Genomic DNA, 24637 nt, shown 5'->3' with positions numbered 1-24637 from the left:
ATAGAAATAACGGTCTTGCTTCTTGGCTGATTCTTGTTGTTTCATTCCTGTGAAGCCAGTCGAAGGTTAAAAAATAGTCAGGTGGCACTATATTTTAGCGACGATTTATTGCCAGCATGTTAAAATGCCCGGCTCGAAAAAGGTAAGTCGGATTGGCCCATGACTGTCATTGAAAAAGTACCTGCAAAAGAAGATGCCCGTGAGTTGGTGCGTGAGCACTTCGCCACTGTGCCTTCCTCTGTGATGAGTGAAGCGGAGCAGGAATCCTACAAAAGTGATATCAAGCGTCTGCTGAAAGAGCAGAATGCGGTTCTGGTAGCGCATTACTACACCGATCCTGTGATTCAGGCGCTGGCGGAAGAGACCGGCGGTTGTGTCTCAGATTCGCTGGAAATGGCTCGTTTTGGCAAGCAGCACGATGCAGAAACCCTGATCGTGGCTGGCGTTAAGTTTATGGGTGAAACTGCCAAAATCCTCACCCCTGAAAAACGCGTTTTGATGCCAACGCTGGAAGCTACCTGTTCTCTGGATCTGGGTTGCCCCGCGGACGAGTTCTCCGATTTCTGTGACCAGCACCCGGACCGTACCGTGGTGGTGTATGCCAATACCTCGGCGGCGGTGAAAGCCCGTGCAGACTGGGTTGTGACTTCCAGTATTGCACTGGATGTGGTGGATTATCTGGATTCGCAGGGCGAAAAAATTCTCTGGGCTCCCGACAAACACCTTGGGCGCTATGTGCAGAAGCAAACCGGTGCCGATGTCCTGTTGTGGGACAGTGCCTGTATTGTGCACGAGGAGTTCAAAGCGCAGGGCGTTTTGGATCTGAAGGAAAAATACCCCGAAGCCGCTGTGCTGGTGCACCCGGAGTCGCCGGAAAGTGTCGTGGATATCGCCGACGTGGCGGGTTCGACCTCGCAGCTGATCAAGGCCGCGCAGACCATGCCCAATAAGCAGTTTATCGTGGCGACGGACCAGGGCATTTTCTACAAAATGCAGCAGCTGGCTCCGGAAAAAGAGCTGATTATCGCGCCAACCGCCGGTAATGGTGCCACTTGTCGCAGTTGTGCCAACTGTCCGTGGATGGCCATGAATGCACTGGATAACCTCAAGAGTGTATTAATCAATGGCGACGGCTGCGAAATCTTTGTGGATGACGATCTGCGCCAGCGGGCGATGAAGCCTTTGCAGCGCATGCTGGATTTTAATAAGTCTTAATTGATTCGCGATTGTCTACTGTATTGGGGCTGCACTCTGTGGCCCCGGTTCCCTGTGTCTATTTCCCTCTTCATGCCCCATGTCGCGGGGTTGATAACTCCTGCTCCTGATGCGTGACAACCGGTTAAAACAATCGGTGAATTTCCTGTTATTCGGCCCTGTTTTCGCTAGAATGTTGAGTCCGACAAATCTCTGAAAAGACAGCTCCGGCCAGCCCTATGACCCCTGAATTTATTCACCTTCGTCTGCATACCGAATTTTCCCTGTCGGACAGTCTCATTCGTGTTAAACCACTCGTGGGTGCCCTGGAGTCCATGGGTATGCCGGCGTGTGCGATCACTGACCACTGTAATTTCTTTGGCCTTGTGAAGTTCTACAAGGCCATGATGGGGGCGGGCATCAAGCCCATTTGCGGGTCGGATTTCTGGGTGAAGTCTGACAATGACGATATCGCGCCCTATCTGGTGACGCTGCTGGCGATGAATACCCGGGGCTACAAAAATATCACCGAGCTGATCTCGCGTGGCTATCAAAAGGGGCAGTACCTCGGTGAGCCCTACCTGCAGCGGGAGTGGATCAGTGAGCTCAGCGATGATGTGATTGCCTTATCCGGCGCCAAGTTCGGCGATGTGGGACAGGCGCTGCTGGCTTCCAAGCAGGCGCTTGCCAGTGAATTACTACAGGGTTGGATGCAGGATTTTCCCGATCGATTCTATATGGAATTGCAGCGTACCGGACGGCCGCAGGAAGAAGGGTATCTGCACAAGGCTGTCGCGCTGGCAGATCAGTACCAATGTCCGGTAGTTGCCACTAACGACTGTCGGTTCATTGCCGCCGACGAATTTGATATTCACGAAGCGCGGGTGTGTATCGGTGAGGGGCGTGCACTGGATGATCCACGTCGTGAGCGCCGCTACAGTGACGAGCAGTATTTACGCAGCCCGGCAGAAATGTCCGAACTGTTTGCCGATATTCCCGAGGCTCTGGAAAACACGGTAGAAATTGCCAAGCGCTGTACGCTGGATATCGAACTGGGCAAGTACTATTTGCCAGATTACCCGATTCCCGACGACTTTGAAGAAGATCCCTACTTTAAAAACAGAGTGCCCTACGACACTTTTGTCGGTTACGCCCGCGACGCCATGGCTGAAAGCTGGGCCGGACGCGAGCACGAGCCGGAATACGCGGCCATGCTGCGTACCAATGTTTTTTTCCAGAAGATCTCTTACGAGGGGCTCGATGAGCGTCTCGACTTTTTGTACGACACCTCCGCGCCGGAATTTCCAGAGACCTACAAGGCCTATCTTGCGCGGCTGCAGTTCGAACTCAACATCATTATGCAAATGGGGTTCCCGGGCTACTTCCTGATCGTGATGGACTTTATTCAGTGGGCCAAAGATCACGATATCCCGGTGGGGCCAGGGCGGGGTTCCGGTGCAGGCTCTCTGGTGGCCTATGTGCAGAAAATTACCGATTTGGATCCGTTGGAATACGACCTGCTGTTCGAACGGTTCTTGAACCCCGAACGGGTTTCGATGCCTGACTTTGACGTGGATTTCTGCATGGAAAACCGCGACAAGGTGATCAGCTATGTGGCAGACAATTACGGTCGCGATGCCGTTTCGCAGATCATCACCTTCGGTACCATGGCGGCGAAGGCGGTGGTGCGGGACGTGGCGCGGGTACAGGGTAAATCCTACGGTTTGGCGGACAAGCTCTCAAAAATGATCCCGCCGGATCCTGGGATGAAGTTGCAGGTGGCATTTGAGCAGGAAGATGCCCTGCGGGAATTTCTGGAAGTCGACGAAGAGGCCCAGGAAATCTGGGAGGTGGCTCTCAAGCTTGAAGGCTTGACCCGTAACGTGGGTAAGCACGCCGGTGGTGTGGTGATTGCCCCTACCAAGCTGACGGACTTTTCGCCACTCTACTGTGACGAAACCGGCGGTGGTTTGGTGACCCAGTACGACAAAGGGGATGTGGAAGACGCGGGCTTGGTGAAGTTCGACTTTCTCGGCTTGAGAACCCTGACGATCATCGATTGGGCGCGCAAGATGATCGATCTTCAGCGTGAGAAACTGGGGGAAGAGCCGCTGGTGATCGAAGCCATTCCTCTGGACGATGTTCAGACCTTTAAGCTACTGAAAGCCGCGCAAACCACGGCGGTGTTCCAGCTGGAATCCCGCGGGATGAAAGACCTGATCAAGCGTCTGCAGCCGGACAACATTGAAGACATGATCGCGCTGGTGGCGCTGTTCCGTCCGGGGCCTCTGGATTCCGGCATGGTTGACGACTTCGTTAACCGGAAGCACGGTCGCGCGCAGGTGGCGTATCCGGATGCAAAATACCAGCACGAAAAACTCGAACCGATTCTGAAACCTACCTACGGCGTTATCGTCTATCAGGAACAGGTGATGCAGATCGCGCAGGAGCTCGCGGGTTACTCGCTGGGCGGCGCCGACATGCTGCGTCGGGCCATGGGTAAAAAGAAACCCGAAGAAATGGCCAAGCAGCGTTCGACCTTTGCGGACGGTGCGAAGGGGCAGGGAGTCGATCCGGATCTGGCGATGAAGATCTTCGACCTGGTGGAAAAGTTTGCCGGTTACGGTTTTAACAAATCTCACTCCGCGGCCTATGCCGTCGTGTCTTATCAAACCGCCTGGCTGAAAGCGCATTATCCTGCACAATTTATGGCGGCTACCATGTCGTCGGACATGGATAAAACCGACAAGGTTGTGACCTTCATTGAAGAGTGTCGGGAGATGGGGCTGGCACTGCTGCCGCCCGACGTGAATCAGGGTGAGTTTCACTTTAACGTCGACGACGAAGGCAACATTATTTATGGCTTGGGCGCGATCAAGGGGCTGGGTGAAGGCCCGATCGAAAATATTATCGAAGCGCGCAAGACCGGCCCGTTTACTGACCTGTTTGACTTCTGTGCCCGCATTGATCCCCGTAAGGTCAACAAGAGAGCCCTGGAGGCCATGATTCGCTCAGGCGCACTGGACGGTATCTCACCGGGTGTTGATCGCGATTACGATCGGGCTGTGATGTTTGCCGCCATGCTGGAAGCGGTAAAAGCCGCAGAGCAAAGCGCCGCTAACGCCAGTGCCGGTATGACCGATTTGTTCGGTGATGTGATGCCGACGGCAGAGAGCGGTGCGGATGTCTACGCAGAATTCCGCAAGGTGCGCAGCTGGAGCATTAAAGAGCGTTTAAGTGGCGAGAAAGACACGCTGGGTCTGTATCTGACCGGTCACCCCATCGAAGAGTATCGTCACGAACTGAAGCACCTGGTGTCGTCGCGGATTGTGGACCTCAAGGCTGATAAAAGCAGTCAGAACGTTGCCGGTCTGGTGGTGGGATTGCGCGTGATGAAAACCAAGCGCGGTGACAATATGGCGTTCGTTACGTTGGACGATCGTTCCGGTCGCATTGAGTGCGCAGTCTTTTCTGACACCTTTAATGAATACCGGGACAAGCTGGTTAAAGACGGCATGCTGATCATTGAAGGGCAGGTTAACTTTGACGAGTATAGCGGTGGCTTGAAAATGCGGGCCGAAAAAGTTCGCAGCCTGGCCGATGCGCGGATCGATCTGGCTCGTGGACTGGTGATCGAGGTGAAGTCAGAACGGTTGTCGCAGTCCTTCCCGAAGCAGCTGGCTACCCTGCTTGAGCCCTACCGTGAAGGTCGTTGTGCGGTAAAACTGAATTATCAACGCCCGGATGCTGAGGGTCGTCTATTATTAGGGTCAACCTGGCGAGTCCGTCCTCAGGATGAGTTGTTGGAAAATCTCAGAGATGTCTGTGGGCAGGATAACGTTTCGCTCGAATATTGATCACGCCTTCGGTCGGGTTGTATTTTGTTCGACTTGATTGATGTGTGGTCACTTTGTGGGTTGTTGAAGACGAAATGATCAAATGATCGATCAGGAAATAAAAAATGTCTGAGAAGGATATGAGGCCTGAGTGGCGATTCAGCCACCAAGGCCGTGAATCCCGCCAAAAGTGGTCGACTCGTTTCAGGCTTTCGCGTATGGTAAGTGGCTTAAATCAAGGGTTTACGGCGATTTTGCCTACTGGCAAGCGCTCCTGCAGAAGCCCTCAGACAATAACCTGATGTCCGGAATGAACTGGTAGTTATGAATCCAAATTACCTCGAGTTTGAACAACCTATTGCCAACCTGGAAGCCAAAATCGAAGAGCTTCAATTGGTGGGAACTGATAACGATCTGAATATCGCCGAAGAGATTTCCAAGCTTCGCGAGAAAAGCATCAAGTTAACAGAGAGCATTTACTCCAACCTGACTCCATGGCAAGTGGTTCAGGTGGCTCGTCACCCCCAGCGCCCCTACACTCAGGATTACATCAAGCGCATGTTCACCGACTGGGATGAGCTGCACGGTGATCGTCACTTCGGTGATGACAAGGCGATCGTAGCCGGTGTTGGCCGTCTCGACGGCAAGCCAGTGATGGTGATCGGTGAAGAGAAAGGTCGCAGCGTTCCGGACAAGGTTTCCCGCAACTTTGGTATGCCCAAGCCTGAAGGTTATCGAAAAGCTCTGCGTTTGATGGAAATGGCTGAGCGTTTCAAAATGCCGGTGCTAACCCTGATTGACACCCCGGGCGCCTATCCCGGTATCGACAGTGAAGAGCGTGGTATCAGTGAAGCCATTGCTCAGAATCTGGCGGTCATGTCTCGACTCAGAACCCCTATTATTTGTACCGTAATCGGTGAAGGTTCATCCGGTGGCGCATTGGCTATCGGTGTCGGCGATCATCTGAACATGCTGCAGTACTCCACCTACTTCGTGATTTCTCCGGAAGGTTGCGCGAACATTATCTGGAAGACAGTGGACAAGGCACCATTGGCGGCTGAAGCCATGGGTGTGACCTCTTCCAATCTCGAAAAGCTGGGCCTGGTGGATGAAACCATTGCCGAGCCTTTGGGTGGCGCTCACCGAGACATCGATACGATGGCTGCGAAGTTGCAGGCCCGTCTGATTGACCAGGTGGATCGTCTTTCTGCACAGCCAGTCGAGGAATTAATTGAAAACCGTTACAAGCGTTTGATGAGTTTCGGTAACGTTTAATCGGCGAGTAATTTGAGCGAGCTTGTTGAAAGCCGCTTCTCTGGCAGGTGCCGCTCGGCACCTGCATTCATATCCCCAAATATTTTGTTTTCCTGATTGTGCTTAATCAATGCATTTAAGCTGTCAGCAGGCGATCGTATTTGTGGCTCAGAATATCGTAGAACTTCTCTCTCAACTGCAGGATGTCCTGCTTTAACTGCACAATTTCCTGCTCGGTAATATCCTGTCTGCCCACATAGACTTGTTTACGGAACTGGGCGATTTTGGCTCCGTAGAGTCTGAGAGTCTTTTCCAGGGCTTTTTCGCCCAGCATCAGCAGTTTGTCTTCGGCGCCCGCCATTTTGCGGAATTCTTCCACCAGCTCCCCGTTGACCTTGTCCAGCTCTGTCTTGCGGGCAGGTGGCCAGCGGTTGCCAAAGCGCGTGGACTCGATGACCAGTGACGAATATTTGGCGAAAATGTGATTCACATTGCCAATATCGCAGGAGATGGCTTCGAGAATTTCCAGTCGCCGATTTGGCTTGGGGCCTCGGGTGGGAAGGCGGTTCTGGCTCAGCCACAAGCTGAAACCGGCGATCAGCGCTCCCAGAGCGACTTTAAAGGCGGTGTCAATTAAAGGCCAGATATTGATGGTTTCCATAGTAACGGCATCCATACAGAGTGTCTCAGAAAGAAATCGGGCTGCTGGCAGCGTCTATCACGCCAAATTTATGGCGCACAGACCCTGTTTTAGGCAGTTTCAGTGAGGAATTGCAGGGAGCGTGCCAGTTCGGCTGCCGGTTTACCTCGTAAGGGTGTTGTTAGCCGGCAGGCTGTTGTTGGCAAGCTGTTGTTGGCAGGAGGAGAGGGCAGAGCCGCTTTTCATAGGTGGTGAGGGTTACCTCAGGGGATCCAGAAGACTTTCCAGGCCGTTCACCTTGATGGTATGCAGCATGGCCAGCTGGCGGCCGAGTGTGCCTTTGGGGAAGCCCTCTCGTTCAAACCACAGGACGTAAGCTTCAGGGAGATCTGCCAGCAGGCGCCCCTGATATTTCCCAAACGGCATTTTGGTTCTGACCAGGCTGATCAGCAGCCGTTGTTCGTCGGACAGCTCATCTGACAATGTATTGGAGTGTGTTTCAGAATTGGAAGACAAGGTTTAGCCTCCGGCCAGTTTGACAGTAAAACCCTGTTTTTCCAGCAGCGTCTTGAGTTTTTCCCGGTCGTCAGTCTGAATTTCAATCACGCCGTCTTTGATGGCTCCGCCAACTCCGCACTGCTGTTTGAGTTGTTTGGCCAGTTTTTTCAGCTCGTCGCCTGCCAGTCCCAATCCGCTGACCAGGGTCACGCCTTTGCCTTTGCGGCCTTTGGTTTCGCGATGCAGGCGCACAATGCCATCACCGGTATCCGCTGTTTCTGTCTTGGGCTCGTCTTCCTTAATGCGTCCCTGGTCGGTGGAGAAAACCAGTCGTGAATTCTTGCTCATGATTAATTTGCCTCAGGCTTTATCCAGTTTTTGCGTGATCAGTCCGGCAATCGCTAGCGCGGCGCCCAGGCCGAAGAGTAACTTACTGTCGACGAAACTAACCTCCCACACCAGCAGCAGCGGCGCTAAAATGACCGCCGTCAGAATGCCTATGGATATGAGGGTTTCGTACTTTTCCGGTAAGACCGCCTGTTCCTGGCAATGAGGACAGGGGAAGGGTTTGCGCTTGAGGAATGCCTGCAACAAGCCGTGCTGTTTGAGCAGGGGCTTGTCGATGGGTTGCTGGCAGTGAGGGCAGCGCAGGGATTTAAACACTAGGGCCACGGGATGTCCTGTTATCCTGATAGATGATTCGGGGTGGTGAACGTAGAGCTATGGTACCCCAGCTCATCGGCACCTGAAAGGCGTGCGAGTGTCGTCTGGTATAGGCAGAAGCCCAGCTCTGAGCTATGTTAGGGTAGTTTGGGTTAAATTGACGTGTCAGCTAATTTCAACAAGCTTTCATCCAAAAGGGTTTCAGGGTCGAATATGGAATTTACTCCGCTGCGGCAAAAGCTATACACCATCATCTTTGGAACAGGAACGCCTGCCGGCAAGCGTTTCGATATGGTGCTGATCTACTGCATTCTGCTTAGCGTACTGACGATGATTTTGGAGTCGGTTGCCAGTATTGATAGGCACTACGGTCAATGGTTGCTTTCCGTGGAGTGGTTTTTTACCGGGATATTTACGGTTGAATATTTGGTGCGTATCTACTGCTCACCTCACCCCGGGCGATACATTCGCAGCTTTTACGGGTTGGTAGATCTGTTGGCGATTTTGCCGTCGTATCTGGGGTTGTTCATGGACGACATGAATTACCTGTTGATGATTCGTTTGCTGCGGGTTCTGCGGGTGTTCCGGATTCTGAAATTGGCGCGTTATTTGACGGAAGCCAATGTGCTGATGCGGGCAATGGCGATGTCGCGTCGCAAGATCTTTATCTTCTTTTCGTCGGTACTGGTGCTGTCGACGATCTTCGGATCGTTGATGTTTGTGGTTGAGGGCCCTGAGCACGGTTTTACCAGTATTCCGAAAAGCATTTACTGGACAATTGTGACGATAACCACCGTAGGCTATGGCGATATCACGCCGCAGACGGTATTGGGACAGATGATTGCGTCCCTGGCGATGCTGACCGGTTACTCCATAATCGCTGTGCCGACGGGTATTTTAACTGCCGAGCTGGCCAACGAAATGCAGCGTGATCGAACGTCCCGTCGTTGTGAAGAATGTACCAGCGTCGGCCACGAGCGTGATGCGCTCTATTGCCGCTATTGTGGCAGTGTTTTGGCGGATTAGGATGTCTTGAGCGCTTGCAGCAGAATCTCTTCGGATAGGCGGGCGGCAATGGACGGAGGGAATTCTAGCCCGACATCGAGGTCTTTTTCCTGATCCAGATCGTCCGGCGTCGAGTCTGAGTCGCCTTTACGCCAGTGGAGAAGATGAATGGTGCCGTCTTCGTCTTCTGCCAGAGCCGTGCAGGACTCAACCCAGTCGCCGGTGTTGTAGTACTCCACCTTGCCGATTTGTTTGTCAGCAGCGTGGTGTATATGGCCACAGACAACACCGTCAAATCCCTGTTTTTCAGCCGCGTGAGCCACCGCCTGCTCATACTCCTCAATGTACATCTGTGCTCTGGGAATATGGTGCTTGAGAAACCCGGCCAGGGACCAGTAGCCCCGACCATATTTGGCTCGCAGAGTGTTGCAAATGCGATTGGTGGCCATCAGCAGATCATAGCCTTTGTCTCCCAGAAACCGAAGCCAGTGGCTGCAGCGGGTGACGTTGTCAAACTGGTCTCCGTGAATTACCAGCAGCTTGCGGCCGTCGGCGGTGGTGTGGGTGACCCGATTGTAGAGATGGATATTGTCGAAGCGATTGTTGGCAAAGCGACGCAGAAATTCATCGTGGTTGCCAGTGATGTAATCGATCTGAGTGCCTTTCTTGGACAGTGTCAGTAGTCGCCTAAGTACCTGTGTGAAATCCTTCTTCCAGTAAATGCCCGAGCGCATTTTCCAACCGTCGATAATGTCTCCCACCAGATAGATTTTGTCTGCCCGATGGTTTTTGAGAAAATCGTTGAGGTGGGCTGCCTGGCAGTCTTTGGTGCCGAGGTGAACATCGGAAATCCACAGGGTTCGATAGCTCTGCATAGCCTATTCGCCTTGTTATGGTAGTCAATGATTATGGTGGTCAATGAGCGTCTGGTAATGGTCAGTGAAAGTCTGGTATCTGGCTGTGACAAAACGGTGACAGCTCTGTGACTGATCCGTGAACAGAGGGTGTCATTTGGGTGACAGCCTGTGGTGGATGTCAGGTTGGGAAGAGGCTTTTACTGTATGATGCTTTAAATAAGCTCAGCTCCGACAAGACTGGCTCAGGCGCTGATTGCAGATGATAAACCGACAGAGATAATCATGAGAGTTTGCCTTATGACCTTGATAAATGGCCATGTCAGCCCCGGGTTTGAGCCTGTACAACAGGCGTTCGAAACGCTGTTTCTTGAATATGGGGAAATCGGATCAGCGGTCACGCTGATTCATGAGGGTGAGACGGTTGTGAACCTCTGGGCTGGCACCAGAGACAAAGAAGGTCAGCACCCCTGGCAAGAGAATACCCGCCTCAACGTGTTTTCCGTCAGCAAGGCGGTAGTCGCAGTTGCGGTGTTGCAGTTGGTGGAGCGGGGAGCTTTGTCTCTCGATCAAAAAATTGCCGAACTCTGGCCGGAATTTGCCCAGTCGGGTAAGCAGGACATCACCGTTCGTCAGGTGCTCACACATCGTTCAGGTGTAAATGCATTTCACCCGAAGGTGCCCGATGACGCTATTTACGATTGGCAGAGCATCACTGGGTGGATTGCCGAGGAGACGCCCTGGTGGACGCCGGGAGAAGAGCAGGGGTATTCGCCGCTGCTGTATGGCTGGATACTGGGGGAAGTTGTTCGCCGAGCCAGTGGTTGTGATTCTTTTAATGCCTATGTGCAGCAGCATATTGCCAGTCCCTTGGGATTGAACTGGACATTCGGATTGCGTGACGACGAGCTGGCAGAGATTGCCGATGTCACTGGACTGAAGTCCCCCAGAGGTCAGAAAAGTGGTGGTTTGCTTGCGGAAGCGATCAGCAATGATCCGAGAGGACTGACTGCCAAGGCTTTTTCCAATCCACTTTCTCTGATGGTGGGGACGAATCAGCCGCCGTGGCGTCAGGCTCAAATACCGGCTGCCAATGGTCATGCCTCGGCTGGGGATCTGGCCCGTTTTTACGCGGCTCTGGCAGATACTGCAGATCTACGATTGTTGCCCGCAAGCCATCGCTCGTTATGTTGGGAAGAACAAACCCATACCGAGCGGGACAAGGTGTTGCACTGCCCAATCAGTTTGGCGGCAGGTTTTATGCGTATATTGCCGGAGGGTGTTCAATCGCAGCGTTATTTTTGCCATCCGGGTGCCGGTGGCAGTCTGGGCTATGGCGATAACAGTGAGAATTTTGGTTTTGGTTATGTCAGCCGTGCGATGGGATTAAGCATCACCATGGATGAGCGGGCAGAGCTTCTGTTGCAGTCGGTTTATCGCTGCTTGCGTGGCTAACGATTATTGAAGCAGTCCAGAATAGTCGACAATTAATGTGAAACATTAACCTAGAAAACATTGATACATTTGAGATTGGAAACATCATGAGTGACAGCGGTGATACACAGCAACAAATGCAGCAGCAGATTGAAGAGTTGGAAACGCGATTGGCGTTTCAGGAAGATACGTTGAATGCGCTGGATACGATAATTGCTGAGCAGGATCGTCTGTTGTCCCGCCAGCAAATGCAGTTGCAGTTACTGGCCGAAAAATTCAAAACCATGGAGTCTCGCCTGGACGATCCTCAGGCGCCGGCTGCGGATGAACGGCCACCGCATTATTGAGGTCGCCGCTTGAGGCGGTCGTTTATTTGAGACAGTCGTTAATTTGGAGCAATCGTTAATTTAGACAACGATAATCATCACAGTTTATCGTTGTCCTTCTGCATTTTGTCTACTTGCTTTAGCTTTTCCCGCAGGATGGCGGTCTTGTGATAGTTTCCGCGCGACAGTTTTAAGGCGTTTTGCAGTTGCTGCTGGGCCTTGTCGTACACACCATTCAAAATATAGTACTCGGCCCGGGCTTCGTGCACGCCCAGTATGTTGCCTGCCAGACCGTGAACTTCTGCCAGAATGTACCAGGCGTAATCGTTTTTGGAATCCTGCCGGACGTATTGCTCCAGCACTTCTTCGCCGCGGGCGTACTTGCCTGCTTTCATCAGCAATTCCGCATAGCGTATGGTGTAGGCGCTGTTACCGGAATCGATTTTCAGTTGATCTTCCAGCAGTTTCAGGGCTTTTTCGTAGTTGTGTTCTGAGGCTTCGATGTTCGCCAGTGCAATGATGTACGCATCTTTGGTGGGGCTTTTGTCCAACAGCGGTTGAAGTGTCTCCCTGGCTTGCTCTGGTTGATTGCTGTCGGTCAGGGCAAGTACCAGGCCGTAACGGCTGGCTTCCTGCGACAGACTCTCGCCATTCAGTTCGCTGCGGAACCGTTTAACGGCATCTTGCGGCGTGTTGTCATGGTCCAGCTGAATGCGGGCTCGCATCAGGAAAAAGTCCAGATGTTGCGGGTGTTGCTCCCGCGGGTATTTGTTGGCCCGGTTCATTGCATCCGCGATCCGACTTTCCGTCACGGGGTGAGTCAGCAAGAATTCGGGCGGGCGGCGGCTGTAGCGAGTGGCTTTGAGCATCCTTTCAAACATGGCGGGAACGGCATAGGGATCTTCGCCGGCGGCGACCATGGTTTGCATACCGATGCGGTCGGCTTCCTGCTCATTCTGGCGGCTGAAGCGCAGTTGAGAGTCCAGTGCAGCGGCCTGAGTGGCGGTCAGGGCAGCGAGTCCGGCATCGCCACCGGCTGTGGCGGCCAGTACCAGACTGGCCAGCATGGCGGCCATGGTGGGAATGCTGTTCTTTTGTTGATGTTCCACGCCCCGGGCAAAGTGCCGCTGACTCAAGTGAGCCAATTCGTGCGACAGTACGGAGGCCAGTTGCCCCTCGGATTCAGCGTACATAAACAGGCCGGTATGCACACCTATAACACCTCCCGGCACCGCAAACGCGTTCATGGTGGGGTTTTTGACCACGATCAGCTCAAAACGACGATCTTTGAGTTGGCTGCTCTGCGCGAGTCGATTGATCAGGTTGTTGAGGTAGTTGTATAAAAGCGGGTCTGTAGAGGTGGGAACTCGACTGCGATAGATGCGCAGCCAGGTTTGACCCAGTTCACGCTCCTGTTGTGGCGACACCACTGCTGAGCTGGCATCCCCCAGTTCTGGCAAGTTGTAATTGGCCGCTGCACCAGTGCCGTACAGGGCAGCAGATAGAAGCAGGATGCCTGACAACTTATAGCCCGACAGCTTACGTAAAATGCCTGCCAGTTTTTGGCTGCGTAGGCCGTCTATGAATTGTTTAAATGGGGGTGTCAGCACGGGTTATAAATACCTTTGTCGCGTGGGCTAACTCTAACCCAGTTGGATGGCTCTCACCAGTCTGGCGCAGTCAAATGGGCTCTATATGACGGTGCCCCATAAAACGTATCATGGGGCACCCGCTAGCGGTAAATTGCTAGAATCAGGGAGCCATTGTCGAAAATCCGCTTAAAACTTGTGGTCTGTTGCTGGCTTCGACATTATTGGCGTCCGATTTACTCCCCACATCCTTTTGTGGGCGGATCGCGAGTGACAGTTTTTGACGGGGCGCACAGGTAAAACACCTGTCTTACGGCGTTATTTCAGGCTTTAAAGTGAGTGCCTGCTAACAAGGCGCTAGCTAACAGTGGCGCTTTCTTAAAACGTGCCTGTAAAAAAGAGTCTCCGGCGACTCTGATCAATGATTCCACAAAAGAGGTGGTTAATTTCATGAAAGAAGTGGATGCGCGCGGATTGTCTTGCCCTCTGCCGTTGTTAAAGGCAAAGCAGGCGCTGAATCAGATGCAGCCCGGCGAGAGTCTGAAGGTGCTTGCCACGGATGTGGGCTCAGTGAGGGATTTTCAGTCATTTTCTGAGTTGAGTGGCAACCCTTTACTAGAGCGTTCAGAAGAGGACGGCTGTTATATCTATATTTTACAAAAGGCTTAAGATAGACGGCTGATTGTGTTTGATCGCCAGATTGACTGGCATAGGGTGAGTGGCTTTTAGGTAACAAATGGAGAGTGGTGAGTGCTAAACATTTTAAGAACCTGGGTAGATCGCTACTTTGGCGAAGAAGAAGCCGTTTTGCTGACCATGATTTTGGTGGGAAGCCTGCTGATTATTCTGACCATGGGGGCTGTATTGGCTCCGGCGATTACCGCGCTGATCATTGCGTTTCTGTTGCAGGGGCTGGTGGATCGTCTGGAAGGTTGGAATTTTCCCCATTGGTTGGCAGTTAGTATTGCCACCTGCATTTTGGTGACAGCGTTAGGGGTCTTCTTTTTATATGTCATGCCTGTGTTGTGGCAGCAGTCGGTCCGGTTGATTGGTGAAATTCCGGGCATGCTGACCGAGGGACAGCGGTTGATGTCGTTGTTGCCTGAAAAGTATCCGCAGTTGATCACGGACAAGCAGGTGCAGCAGTTGGTAGGTTCAGCCGGCCGTGAACTGGGCGCTATAGGTCAGCATGTCTTGACGTTTTCTCTGTCCAACTTGCCTATATTGGCGGGTGTGCTCATTTATCTGGTTCTGGTGCCTATTTTGGTGTTCTTTTTTCTTAAAGACAGCACTGTCATCCTCAACTGGTTGACCAGCTTCCTGCCCAGCAAGCGTCCCATGTTGAGCCAGATCTGGCATGAGATGGACGATCAGGTCGCCAATTACGTGCGGGGTAAGGTGATTGAGATCATCGCGGTGGGCGTTACCTCCTATGTCGCTTTTGTGATGTTGGGGCTGAATTACGCATTGCTGTTGGGGCTGGCGGTGGGGCTGTCGGTATTGATTCCCTACATCGGCGCGGCTGTAGTGACCCTGCCGGTTCTGATCATTGGTTTGTTTCAGTGGGGCTTGAGTAACGAGTTTTACTGGTTGTTTGTGGTCTATTGTATTATTCAGGGGCTGGACGGCAATGTGCTGGTCCCGTTGTTGTTTTCTGAAGCTGTTAATCTGCACCCCATCGCTATTATTCTGGCGGTGCTGGTGTTTGGTGGCCTCTGGGGATTTTGGGGCGTATTTTTTGCCATCCCGCTGGCGACGCTGATTAAAGCTATTCTCAATGCCTGGCCGGTGTCGCCGCCGGCGACTGTCGATGAGCAAGCGTAGCGGTTAAAGACATATTCCCTCTGGCTGCTCGATGTCAGAGGTGGAGTTCTGCTGCGACTTTGTATAAGGCCATATGAAAGGCAGGCAGAATAGGCAGTTTATGAGCAATGTTTAAGAACAATGTAAAAGCAATGCAGAAAATTGGTTTTATTTAATATCTCGACTAGGAGTGGCTCTTGCAAGTGTTTCGTGCAGTATTAGGTGTGTGGTTTCTGCTATTGATTGTGATCCCCGGTACTTCCTGGGGACAGCCAGTGATCAAAAGCCCCAATGATAATCGGGACTACAAATATCTGACATTGCCCAATCAGTTGCGAGTGTTGCTGATTTCGGATCCAACCACGGACAAGGCCAGTGCTGCACTGGATGTGAACGTCGGTAGCGGCGATGATCCTCGTGACCGGGAGGGGTTGGCGCATTTCCTGGAGCATATGCTGTTTCTGGGTACCGAAAAGTATCCAGCGTCGGACGAGTATCAGGCGTACATCACTTCACACGGCGGTGGTCACAACGCCTACACCGCAAGCGATCACACCAATTACTTTTTCGATATAGACCAGTCTTACCTGGAGCCGGCGCTGGATCGCTTTGCTCAATTCTTTATTGCCCCATTGTTTACCGAAGAGTATGTCGATCGAGAGCGCAACGCTGTCCATTCGGAATACAAATCCAAAATCAAGAACGGCTATCGCCGCCAGCTGGATGTTCTGCGTCAGTTGACGAATCCGCGTCATCCGATGTCCAAATTCAGTGTGGGCAACCTCGATACGCTGTCCAACGAGCCGGAAGATCCAGTGAGAGAGGATCTACTGCAGTTTTATCAGGATCACTATTCGGCCAGCAACATGACGCTGGTGGTGCTGGGGCGTGAGACTGTTGACCAGCTTGAAGCGATGGTGACAAAGCGGTTCAGTCAAGTGCCGGAGCGAGAGATCAAAGCCAGCATCAGTGGGCAAACACTATTTGATGATAACTTCTTGCCGGCGCGGGTGAGTATTCTGCCCGTGAAAGACGAGCGTCGTCTGACGATGATGTTCCCAATACCGTCGGCGGATAAATACTATCGTGAAAAACCGTTGCAGTACCTGGGGAATCTGTTGGGGCATGAGGGCGAAGGCAGTCTGTTGTCGCTGCTGAAAGATCTCGGCTGGGCGGAAGGCTTAAGTGCCGGTGGTGGCATGGGCGGACGCAATGAAGGCACGTTCAATATCTCCATAAGCCTGACACCTGAAGGTCTGAAAAATCAGGACAAAATTGTGGGCACCACGTTCCGGGTAATCCAGTCGATACGTGACAGTGGCGTCGAAGAGTGGCGTTACAGTGAACAGAAAACTCTGGCAGACATGGCGTTTCGCTTTGCGGAAAAAAGTGAGCCGATTAATGTGACCAGCCGTTTGGCGGGGCAAATGCATCTCTATTCGGCGGAAGATGTTATCCGTGGCAGCTACGCTTTTGATGAATACAACCCACGTCTTATCCGCCGCTATTTAAAGCTGCTGAAGCCGGATAATTTTCTGTGGGTCGTGACGGCGCCGGATGTGGAAGCCGAGAAGGTGAGTCCCATGTACAGCACGCCTTACTCGTTGGAAAAGCTTCGTTACGAAGTGGCGAGTATGCCCAAAGCCGAGCTCGACAAGCTGCATCTGCCTGAAAAGAATCGTTTTATCCCTCGTCATCTGACCGTGAAAACCCTGCCCGCGATGGAGAAGGTGTCTAGCCTGCCACAGCGGATCAAGCATAACGAGGCCATCGATGTTTGGTTTAAGCAAGACGATCAATTCCGAATTCCGAAAGCCAGCATCGACATCCGTACATACGCCCCGCTGGTGGGGCAGTCTGCTAAAAATGCGGCGATGGGGCATTTGTTTGCTGCGCTGGTGAATGACTCTCTGAATGAGATTACCTATCCAGCGTCGCTGGCGGGTTTGGGTTTTAATGTCAGAGCCAACAGTCGTGGTTTCGATTTGTCACTGGAAGGTTACAACGATAGGCAGGGGGCTTTACTCAATAAAATCCTGAATGTCATGGATCGCGGTCGTTTCAATGATGAGCGGTTTGCCAATCTCAAGCAGGAGCTGATCCGCAGTTGGCGGAATCAAGTGTCATTAACACCCTACCAGCAGTTGTTCCAAAAGCTCCCGGCACTGATGTTTTCTCCCTTGTGGGATGATCAGGAAATGGCTGATGCGCTTGAAAATGTAACTTCTATGGAGTTGCGGCAATTCGCGGAGGCCCTCTGGCAGGGCAGCCATTCGCAGGTATTGATTTACGGTAATTTTTACAGTCAGGAGGCCCTGAAGTTGGCGACCATTGTGGAGTACAAGCTCCATGATGCTCCCGAGGATGATGAGAGCGTCAAGTTGCCCCCTGCCAAGGTTGTTAAATTGCCGCAAGCTGCTCAGAGTTACCATTTGACCGTGGATCACCATGATGTGGCGGCTATTCTGTACACCCAGGCACAAGGTAAATCAGTAGAAGATCGAGCCAGTATGATGATGGTTCAGCAGATGCTGCAGTCGTCTTTCTTCAATGAATTGCGAACGGAAAAGCAGCTGGGCTATATCGTGTTTCTGACCAGCATGGTCTTGAAAGATGTCTCCGGTAACGTGTTTGTGGTGCAGTCACCCTCGGCGCCACTGGATGTTGTGGTGCAGGAAATACAGGGTTTTGTGGATGCACAGGCAGGTTCAGTGAGTGATTTTGAGGATCATCGCCAATCCATTTTGGCTGACCTGCGAGAGGCCCCCAAAAACTTGCAGCAACAAGCTGGGCGCTATTGGAATGAAATTGTCACTAACAGCCCTGAGTTTGATCGGCGGCAGAAGTTGATCGATGCGGTGGAGAAGCTGACGCCAGAATCGGTTGCCAGCTACAGTCAGTCGGTATTGGGGCAACCAAAGGCCTTGTGGCTGACGGCAGGTGCTACCGCCGTTGAGGTGCCCGCTGCGACTCCAGTCGATGATATGGATGCATTCAAGCGCAATTCTGAGTCTTACCGCTTCCCCTGAGTCGTTTTCTTTTCCTGAGAGGTCTCTCTCATTTTGTTAGCAGGCGCCCACAGGCGCCTGCTGTACCCTCTGGTCCGTTCGCAACATTCCACTGTTGAAATTTAAGTGCGACTAACCCTTCTTGTGATGGCTTCGCGACGCCTGCTTTTTACAGAAATATCGCTATTTTGTAGTTATTCTACATTTGATGATTTCAATCTCGCTTTGATTTTTAAAGGGTTTTGTGTGATTTTTGTCCGTTATTCGCGGTTGTTCTCGCTGGGATGTTGTTTCTGGATGTTGTCTGTGTAAAAATACTACAACTTTTTTAAGCCTCCTTGTGTTGGTGAGTAGAAACGCATTGGTCGGTGTCGATTACCCCTGATCCGGGTGTGTGGTCCAAACTGTCAACCGATACCGAAAATCGATGCCTATACTCTAGGGACACTTTCCGTGGGACCTGCGAGGAACCACTTCAAAGGTGGCTGTATTCAGGCTATCAGGACAGGATTTAACTATGAGTAACGAAGAAACACGGCTTCAGGAGGATGTAGATTCCCTGGAGACTCGCGAATGGCTGGACGCAATGCACTCCGTAATTCGCTATGGTGGCAAAGGGCGTGCGGCGTTCTTACTCAAGCAGTTAGCTGATCGAGCGACTGATCTGGGCGTCAGCCTGCCTGCGGCGATCACTACGCCTTACCGCAATACCATTCCGGTGACCTCGGAAAAGCGTATGCCGGGCGATTTGTTCATGGAGCGCCGCATCCGCTCGTTGATTCGCTGGAATGCGTTGGCCATGGTTATGCGCGCCAACGACAACAACGAAGGCCTGGGCGGTCATATTTCTTCTTTCGCCTCATCGGCGACGCTGTACGATGTGGGCTTTAACTATTTCTTCCGCGGTGGTGATGGTGAGCAGGAAGGGGATCTGATCTACTTCCAGGGCCACTCGTCTCCCGGTATGTATGCGCGCTCCTATCTGGAAGGGCGTTTCAATGAAGAGCAGCTGGACAGCTTCCGTCGCGAAGTCGATGGCGGCGGTTTGTCCTCCTATCCTCACCCCTGGTTGATGCCGGATTACTGGCAGTTCCCGACGGTCTCCATGGGTTTAGGGCCGATTCAGGCGATTTATCAGGCGCATGTAATGCGTTATATGTCCGCTCGTGGGCTGTCCCCTCGTGGTGACCGCAAGGTGTGGGCATTCCTGGGTGACGGTGAGTGTGATGAGCCGGAAAGCCTGGGTGCCATCTCCATGGCGGGTCGTGAGCAGCTGGAAAACCTGATCTTTGTGGTCAACTGTAACCTGCAGCGTCTCGATGGTCCGGTGCGTGGTAATGGCAAAATTATTCAGGAGCTGGAAGGTTCTTTCCGTGGCGCCGGCTGGAACGTGATTAAAGTCGTCTGGGGTCGTCATTGGGATGCGCTGCTGGAAAAAGACAAGACCGGTTTGCTGCAGAAGCGTATGGATGAAGTCTGTGATGGTGAATTGCAGAACTACAAAGCCAATGGCGGCGCTTACACCCGCGAGCATTTCTTCGGCAAGTACCCTGAGCTGCTGGAGCTGGTGAAAGATCTCAGCGATGAGGACATCATGTACCTCAACCGCGGTGGTCACGATCCGTTTAAAGTGTATGCGGCCTACGCCGAAGCGGTAGCGCACAAAGGTCAGCCGACCGTGATCCTGGCGCAAACCGTTAAAGGTTACGGCATGGGTGAAGCGGCGGAAGCCCAGAACGAAACCCACTCGGTGAAAAAGCTGGATCTGGAAAGCCTGAAGCGCTTCCGTGATCGCTTTGGTCTTCCTATTTCCGACGATGAGCTGAAGAGTGTGCCGTACTATCGTCCTGCGCCTGACAGCCCGGAAATGGTGTATATGCAAAAACGCCGTCAGGAACTGAACGGTTACTTACCGGCTCGTAAATCCGATTTTCCCAAGCAGCCGGCTCCGGCTCTGGATACCTTTAAAGCGCAAGTTAAAGGCAGTGGTGAGCGTGAAATCTCCACCACCATGGCGTTTGTGCGTCTGCTGTCGACGCTGGTGAAAGACAAAAACATCGGTGAACGTGTTGTACCGATTGTGCCGGATGAGGCCCGTACCTTTGGTATGGAGGGCATGTTCCGCCAGTTGGGCATTTATTCGTCTCAAGGTCAGAAATACACCCCGCACGATCACGATCAGATCATGTTCTACAAAGAGAGCAAGCAGGGTCAGATTCTCGAAGAAGGCATTAACGAAGCGGGTGCTATGTCGGCCTGGATTGCCGCGGCGACGTCCTACAGCACTGCAGCTTGTCCGCTGATTCCGTTCTACGTGTACTACTCCATGTTTGGTTTCCAGCGTATTGGCGATCTGGCCTGGGCCGCTGGCGACAGTCAGGCGCGCGGTTTCCTGATTGGTGCTACTGCCGGGCGTACCACGCTCAACGGTGAAGGTCTGCAGCATCAAGATGGTCACAGCCATATTCTGGCGAATACGGTTCCAAACTGTCGCTCCTACGATCCGGCCTACAGTTATGAACTGGCGGTTGTGATTCAGGACGGTGTGAAGCGCATGTTCGAAGACAAAGAGAACTGCTTCTACTACATCACCACGATGAACGAAAACTACAAGCATCCGGAAATGCCCGTGGGTGCAGAAGAAGGCATCATCAAGGGTATGTACCTGCTGAGTGAGGGCAAGAAGTCTGACAAGCGCGTACAGTTGATGGGCGCAGGCACTATTCTGCGTGAGGTGGAAGCTGCGGCGGACATCCTGCGTGACGATTACGGTATCGAGTCTGATATTTGGAGTCTGACCAGCGTTAACGAACTGACCCGCGAAGGTCAGACTTGCACCCGTCACAACCTGTTGAATCCTGAATCCGAGCCGAAGAAAGCCTACATCACCCAGCAGCTGGAAGGCAGAAAGGGGCCAGTCATTGGCGCAACGGACTATATGAAGAACTATCTCGAACAGTTGAGAGGCTATGTTCCCGCAGAGTTTTCCGTGTTGGGTACCGACGGTTTTGGTCGCAGTGATACCCGTTCCAAACTGCGTCGCTACTTCGAAGTGGACCGTCAGTTTGTGGTGTTGGCCGCATTGAAAGCTCTGGCAGACGAAGGCGAGTTGAAAGCGTCTGTAGTCTCCGAAGCGATGAAAAAATTCGGCATTACCGCCGACAAAATTGATCCTCTGTACAACTAAACCGAACCGTTAGGATAAGGAGTGAGTGTGGCTATTGAAATTATTCCTGTTCCGGACCTGGGCGGTGCGGACAAGGTTGATGTTATTGAGGTGTGTGTTGAGCCGGGTCAGGAGATCGAGGCTGAGCAATCACTGGTGGTGTTGGAGTCCGACAAGGCTTCTATGGAAATTCCTTCCCCGAAAGCGGGCAAGGTGGTTTCCTTGAAAGTAAAAGAAGGCGATGCGCTCAGTGAAGGTGACGCGATCCTTGAGCTGGAAATTGCCGGCGATAGCGCCGAGGTTGCCGAAGAGTCTGCAAAGGATGAATCACAGCCGGAAGACCAGCCGAAACAAGAGGCTTCCGGTGATGATGAGCCTGTTGAGCAGGATTCAACTGCGGCTGAAGCCGACTCTGGAGGCGCGTCAACTGAGAAGCTGGTGCCGGTTCCCGATTTGGGTGGTAGCGACAGTGTCGATGTGATTGAGCTATGCGTATCCGTCGGTGATGAAGTTGCTGAAGGCGACTCTCTGGTGGTACTGGAAAGCGACAAGGCTTCCATGGAAATCCCTTCGCCTTCTGCCGGCAAGATTCTGGAAATCAAGCTGAAAGAAGGCGATAAAGTTTCCGAAGGCGATGCTCTGGTGTTGCTGGAAGTGGTCGGTGCAGCACCTAAAACCGAAGAGAAAAAAGAGCCGGAAGCGAAGCAAGAGTCTCAAGCCAAGACGCCATCGTCTAAGCCGGAAGCTCCTGAAAAAGACACTCAGGCATCGCTGCCCGCAACGCAATCCGTCTCAGCCGATGAAGAAACCACCGGTGGTGCCAGTGTCTACGCGGGGCCTTCGGTTCGTAAGTTGGCACGTCAGCTGGGGGTGGATCTGAACAAGCTCAAGCCTTCCGGTCCGCGCGGTCGTTTTACCAATGATGATGTGCGCAACCATGTGAAGCAGGTACTGGAAGATGTGAGCAGCGGTAAAGTTTCTGGCGGCAGCGGCATTCCTGCGATCCCAGCAGTGGACTTTTCCCAGTTTGGCGAGATTGAAATGGTCAAGATGAGCAAGATTGCCAAGCTCACTCGAGACAATATGTCCCGCTCCTGGCTGAATGTGCCACATGTGACTCAGTTTGATGATGCCGATATCACCGAGCTTGAAGAGTTCCGAAAATCCATGAAAGCAGAAGCGGAAAAACGCGGTGTAAAACTGACGCCATTGCCGTTTTTGCTGAAAGCCGCAGCGGCGGCGCTGGAAGCCGAACCTGCGTTTAATGTGTCTCTGCACGCAGACGGCGAGCACATGGTTAAGAAGAACTACATTCACATTGGTGTAGCGGTGGATACTCCTATGGGGTTGATGGTGCCAGTGATTCGCGACGTGGATAAAAAAGGCCTGTGGGAACTGGCGGCAGAATCCGCTGAACTGGCCGGCAAAGCGCGCGCAGGAAAATTGATGCCAAGGGATATGCAGGGTGGATGTTTTACCATTTCCAGCCTGGGTTCCATCGGTGGCAACGGCTTTACGCCGATTGTGAACGCGCCGGAAGTGGCCATTATGGGCGTGTCCAAAGCTCAGGTTAAACCTGTGTGGGATGGATCTGAGTTTGTGCCGCGCAACATGCTGCCGTTGAGTGTGTCCTACGATCACCGCGCGATTAATGGTGCAGATTGTGGTCGCTTCTTCACCTACATGGTGTCGGTACTGAGTGATATCCGCAAACTGCTGCTCTAAGTAGGTTTGTCGCGATCCTCATCTTTAAAGAGCCTGCTTTGCAGGCTCTTTTCGTTTCTGGCTTGTCAAATATGCACTTAGCGACCAATCTTGAGAGGGACCACCTTTCCCGATCGGAGTCGACGCTATGCCCTCTCGTGTGCACGCACACTCAGCTTTCAGATGGAATGTTGAGTTCAAACGATACAGTTTGTGGATATTGTCATTAATTTTGGCCGTCGCAAGTTTGGCGTTGGCGTTGTCCGTCAGCGGCTGGTGGTGGCTGGCGTTTTTGGTGTTTTTGCCGCTGTTTCTGTTGGGCGTTTATGACCATTATCAGGAAAAGTGGACGCTGACTCGCAACTACCCAATTGCAGCTCGTATCCGCTGGATTTTTTACGATCTTCGGCCGTATCTTCGCGCTTACATTGTGGAAGGGGATCTGGAGGGAAAGCCCTTCAGTCAGGATGCCAGGGATCTGGTCTATGCCCGCGCTCGGGGGCTGACCGATACCGAGCCGTTCGGAACCAAGCGCGATACCGATGCGGGTGAATACCAGTGGTTAGGACATTCCATTGCGCCCACAGAGAAGCCGGATGAAAACCCCCGCGTTGATGTTGGCAATGAGCAAAGCAGCCAGCCCTTTAGCGCCTCGATTCTGAATATCTCGGCCATGAGTTTTGGCGCACTCTCGGCCAATGCCGTGGAAGCGCTCAACAAGGGCGCAAAGCTGGGCAATTTCTATCACGACACCGGTGAAGGCGGTATCAGCCCTTATCATTTAAAGCATGGCGGTGATCTGGTGTGGGAAATTGGCTCTGGCTATTTCGGTTGTCGCGACAGTAAAGGGCATTTCGATGCGGCGCTATTCAAAGATACTGCGTCTCATGACGCGGTGAAGATGACAGAGATTAAACTCAGTCAGGGCGCCAAGCCCGGCCATGGTGGTTTGCTGCCCGCAGCAAAAGTGACCGAAGAGATTGCCGCTGTGCGCAAAATTCCTGTGCATGAAGATTGCCTCTCGCCTCGCGGTCACTCCGCATTTTCTACGCCGGTTGAGCTGGTTGAGTTTGCGGCGCATATGCGTGAACTGTCAGGCGGAAAGCCAGTGGGCATTAAACTGTGCGTGGGGCAAATACACGAAGTGCTGGCGATCATGAAGGCCATGCTCAAAACCGGTATCTATCTGGATTACATCGTGGTCGACGGCGGGGAAGGTGGCACTGGAGCCGCACCCATGGAGTTGTCGGATTATGTAGGTATGCCTCTCACCGAAGGCTTGATTACGGTGCGTAACGCATTAATGGGAACCGGGTTGCGCGACAAAGTTCGTTTGGCAGCTGGCGGCAAAGTTTTTTCTGCGGCAGGTCTGGCTCGCAATCTGGCTCTGGGCGCGGACTGGTGTAACGCGGCACGGGCATTTATGTTTTCTATCGGTTGTATACAGGCTTTGCGCTGCCATGAGGGCACTTGTCCAACGGGTATTACCACCCAGGATAAAGGGCGTCAGCGTGGTTTGGTGGTGGATGTTCAGGCTGAGCGTGCGGCTCGTTTCCACAGAAAAACGCTAAGTGCCTTGGCGGATATTGTCGGTGGCGCGGGGTTGGTGCATCCCAGAGATTTACAGCCTCATCATTTGGTGCATCGATTGGGCGCGACCGAT

Annotated in this window: 18 protein-coding genes; 12 read left to right on the top strand and 6 right to left on the bottom strand. The window is 52.7% G+C overall.

Annotation, left to right across the window (positions count from 1 at the left end; genetic code table 11):
• Positions 1–159 precede the first annotated feature (159 nt).
• The 3 genes from nadA to accA all read left to right on the top strand — a co-directional run bounded on the left by nadA (position 160) and on the right by accA (position 6305).
• Positions 160–1215, top strand: coding sequence for a quinolinate synthase NadA (gene nadA, locus ACTG33_RS08850; protein WP_439134845.1), 1056 nt, complete (start codon positions 160–162; stop codon positions 1213–1215).
• Between the two features lie 218 nt (positions 1216–1433).
• Entirely contained in the window at positions 1434–5051 is a 3618-nt protein-coding gene (gene dnaE, locus ACTG33_RS08845; protein ID WP_439134844.1) for a DNA polymerase III subunit alpha, read from the top strand.
• Between the two features lie 303 nt (positions 5052–5354).
• On the top strand, positions 5355–6305 hold the full coding sequence (accA, locus tag ACTG33_RS08840) for an acetyl-CoA carboxylase carboxyl transferase subunit alpha (RefSeq protein WP_439134843.1): 951 nt from the start codon (positions 5355–5357) through the stop codon (positions 6303–6305).
• 115 nt (positions 6306–6420) lie between these two features.
• On the opposite strand, the gene ACTG33_RS08835 is transcribed toward accA, so the two are convergent.
• The 4 genes from ACTG33_RS08835 to ACTG33_RS08820 all read right to left on the bottom strand — a co-directional run bounded on the left by ACTG33_RS08835 (position 6421) and on the right by ACTG33_RS08820 (position 8094).
• Positions 6421–6960 carry an energy transducer TonB gene (locus tag ACTG33_RS08835; RefSeq protein ID WP_439134842.1) on the bottom strand — a complete coding sequence of 180 codons (540 nt, stop codon included), beginning with the start codon at positions 6958–6960 and terminating at the stop codon, positions 6421–6423.
• 222 nt (positions 6961–7182) lie between these two features.
• The gene (locus ACTG33_RS08830) at positions 7183–7440 is read right to left on the bottom strand and encodes a DUF3820 family protein (protein ID WP_439134841.1); all 258 of its coding nucleotides are present in this window, start codon (positions 7438–7440) and stop codon (positions 7183–7185) included.
• 3 nt (positions 7441–7443) lie between these two features.
• Positions 7444–7770 (bottom strand): stress response translation initiation inhibitor YciH, encoded by a 327-nt coding sequence (yciH, locus tag ACTG33_RS08825; protein ID WP_439134840.1) that lies wholly within the window; start codon positions 7768–7770, stop codon positions 7444–7446.
• A gap of 12 nt (positions 7771–7782) precedes the next feature.
• Complete coding sequence (locus tag ACTG33_RS08820; protein WP_439134839.1) at positions 7783–8094, bottom strand: hypothetical protein; 312 nt, start codon at positions 8092–8094, stop codon at positions 7783–7785.
• A gap of 204 nt (positions 8095–8298) precedes the next feature.
• Here ACTG33_RS08820 and ACTG33_RS08815 point away from each other — a divergent pair, with 204 nt between their 5' ends.
• The gene (locus ACTG33_RS08815; RefSeq protein WP_439134838.1) at positions 8299–9111 is read left to right on the top strand and encodes an ion transporter; all 813 of its coding nucleotides are present in this window, start codon (positions 8299–8301) and stop codon (positions 9109–9111) included.
• On the opposite strand, the gene ACTG33_RS08810 is transcribed toward ACTG33_RS08815, so the two are convergent.
• The gene (locus ACTG33_RS08810; RefSeq protein ID WP_439134837.1) at positions 9108–9965 is read right to left on the bottom strand and encodes a UDP-2,3-diacylglucosamine diphosphatase; all 858 of its coding nucleotides are present in this window, start codon (positions 9963–9965) and stop codon (positions 9108–9110) included. The two genes, ACTG33_RS08815 and ACTG33_RS08810, sit on opposite strands and share 4 nt — an antisense overlap.
• A gap of 279 nt (positions 9966–10244) precedes the next feature.
• Between ACTG33_RS08810 and ACTG33_RS08805 the strand changes: the two genes are divergently transcribed.
• Both ACTG33_RS08805 and ACTG33_RS08800 read left to right on the top strand, forming a co-directional pair.
• Entirely contained in the window at positions 10245–11399 is a 1155-nt protein-coding gene (locus tag ACTG33_RS08805) for a serine hydrolase domain-containing protein (protein ID WP_439134836.1), read from the top strand.
• Positions 11400–11485: 86 nt separating this feature from the next.
• Positions 11486–11725 carry a SlyX family protein gene (locus tag ACTG33_RS08800; protein ID WP_439134835.1) on the top strand — a complete coding sequence of 80 codons (240 nt, stop codon included), beginning with the start codon at positions 11486–11488 and terminating at the stop codon, positions 11723–11725.
• 77 nt (positions 11726–11802) lie between these two features.
• Here the strand turns inward: ACTG33_RS08800 and ACTG33_RS08795 are convergent, their stop codons facing one another.
• On the bottom strand, positions 11803–13314 hold the full coding sequence (locus ACTG33_RS08795) for a M48 family metalloprotease (RefSeq protein WP_439134834.1): 1512 nt from the start codon (positions 13312–13314) through the stop codon (positions 11803–11805).
• Between the two features lie 318 nt (positions 13315–13632).
• Here ACTG33_RS08795 and ACTG33_RS08790 point away from each other — a divergent pair, with 318 nt between their 5' ends.
• The 6 genes from ACTG33_RS08790 to ACTG33_RS08765 all read left to right on the top strand — a co-directional run.
• Complete coding sequence (locus tag ACTG33_RS08790) at positions 13633–13962, top strand: sulfurtransferase TusA family protein (protein WP_439134833.1); 330 nt, start codon at positions 13633–13635, stop codon at positions 13960–13962.
• An 81-nt stretch (positions 13963–14043) separates the two neighbouring features.
• Positions 14044–15117: an AI-2E family transporter gene (locus ACTG33_RS08785; protein ID WP_439134832.1), complete on the top strand. Its 1074-nt coding sequence runs from the start codon at positions 14044–14046 to the stop codon at positions 15115–15117.
• Between the two features lie 182 nt (positions 15118–15299).
• Positions 15300–18125 carry an insulinase family protein gene (locus ACTG33_RS08780; RefSeq protein ID WP_439134846.1) on the top strand — a complete coding sequence of 942 codons (2826 nt, stop codon included), beginning with the start codon at positions 15300–15302 and terminating at the stop codon, positions 18123–18125.
• A gap of 496 nt (positions 18126–18621) precedes the next feature.
• On the top strand, positions 18622–21291 hold the full coding sequence (gene aceE, locus ACTG33_RS08775; RefSeq protein ID WP_439134831.1) for a pyruvate dehydrogenase (acetyl-transferring), homodimeric type: 2670 nt from the start codon (positions 18622–18624) through the stop codon (positions 21289–21291).
• 27 nt (positions 21292–21318) lie between these two features.
• Positions 21319–22995, top strand: a complete 1677-nt coding sequence (gene aceF, locus ACTG33_RS08770) for a dihydrolipoyllysine-residue acetyltransferase (RefSeq protein ID WP_439134830.1) — start codon at positions 21319–21321, stop codon at positions 22993–22995.
• Positions 22996–23206: 211 nt separating this feature from the next.
• Positions 23207–24637, top strand: a 1431-nt coding sequence (locus tag ACTG33_RS08765) for an FMN-binding glutamate synthase family protein (protein WP_439134829.1), incomplete at its 3' end; no start/stop codon positions are given.

The organism is Pseudomaricurvus sp. (genome assembly GCF_965662505.1).
Classification (GTDB): Bacteria; Pseudomonadota; Gammaproteobacteria; order Pseudomonadales; family Cellvibrionaceae; genus Pseudomaricurvus.
Note: the sequence above shows the minus strand (reverse complement) of the source record. Positions and strands in the feature narration are given on the sequence as shown.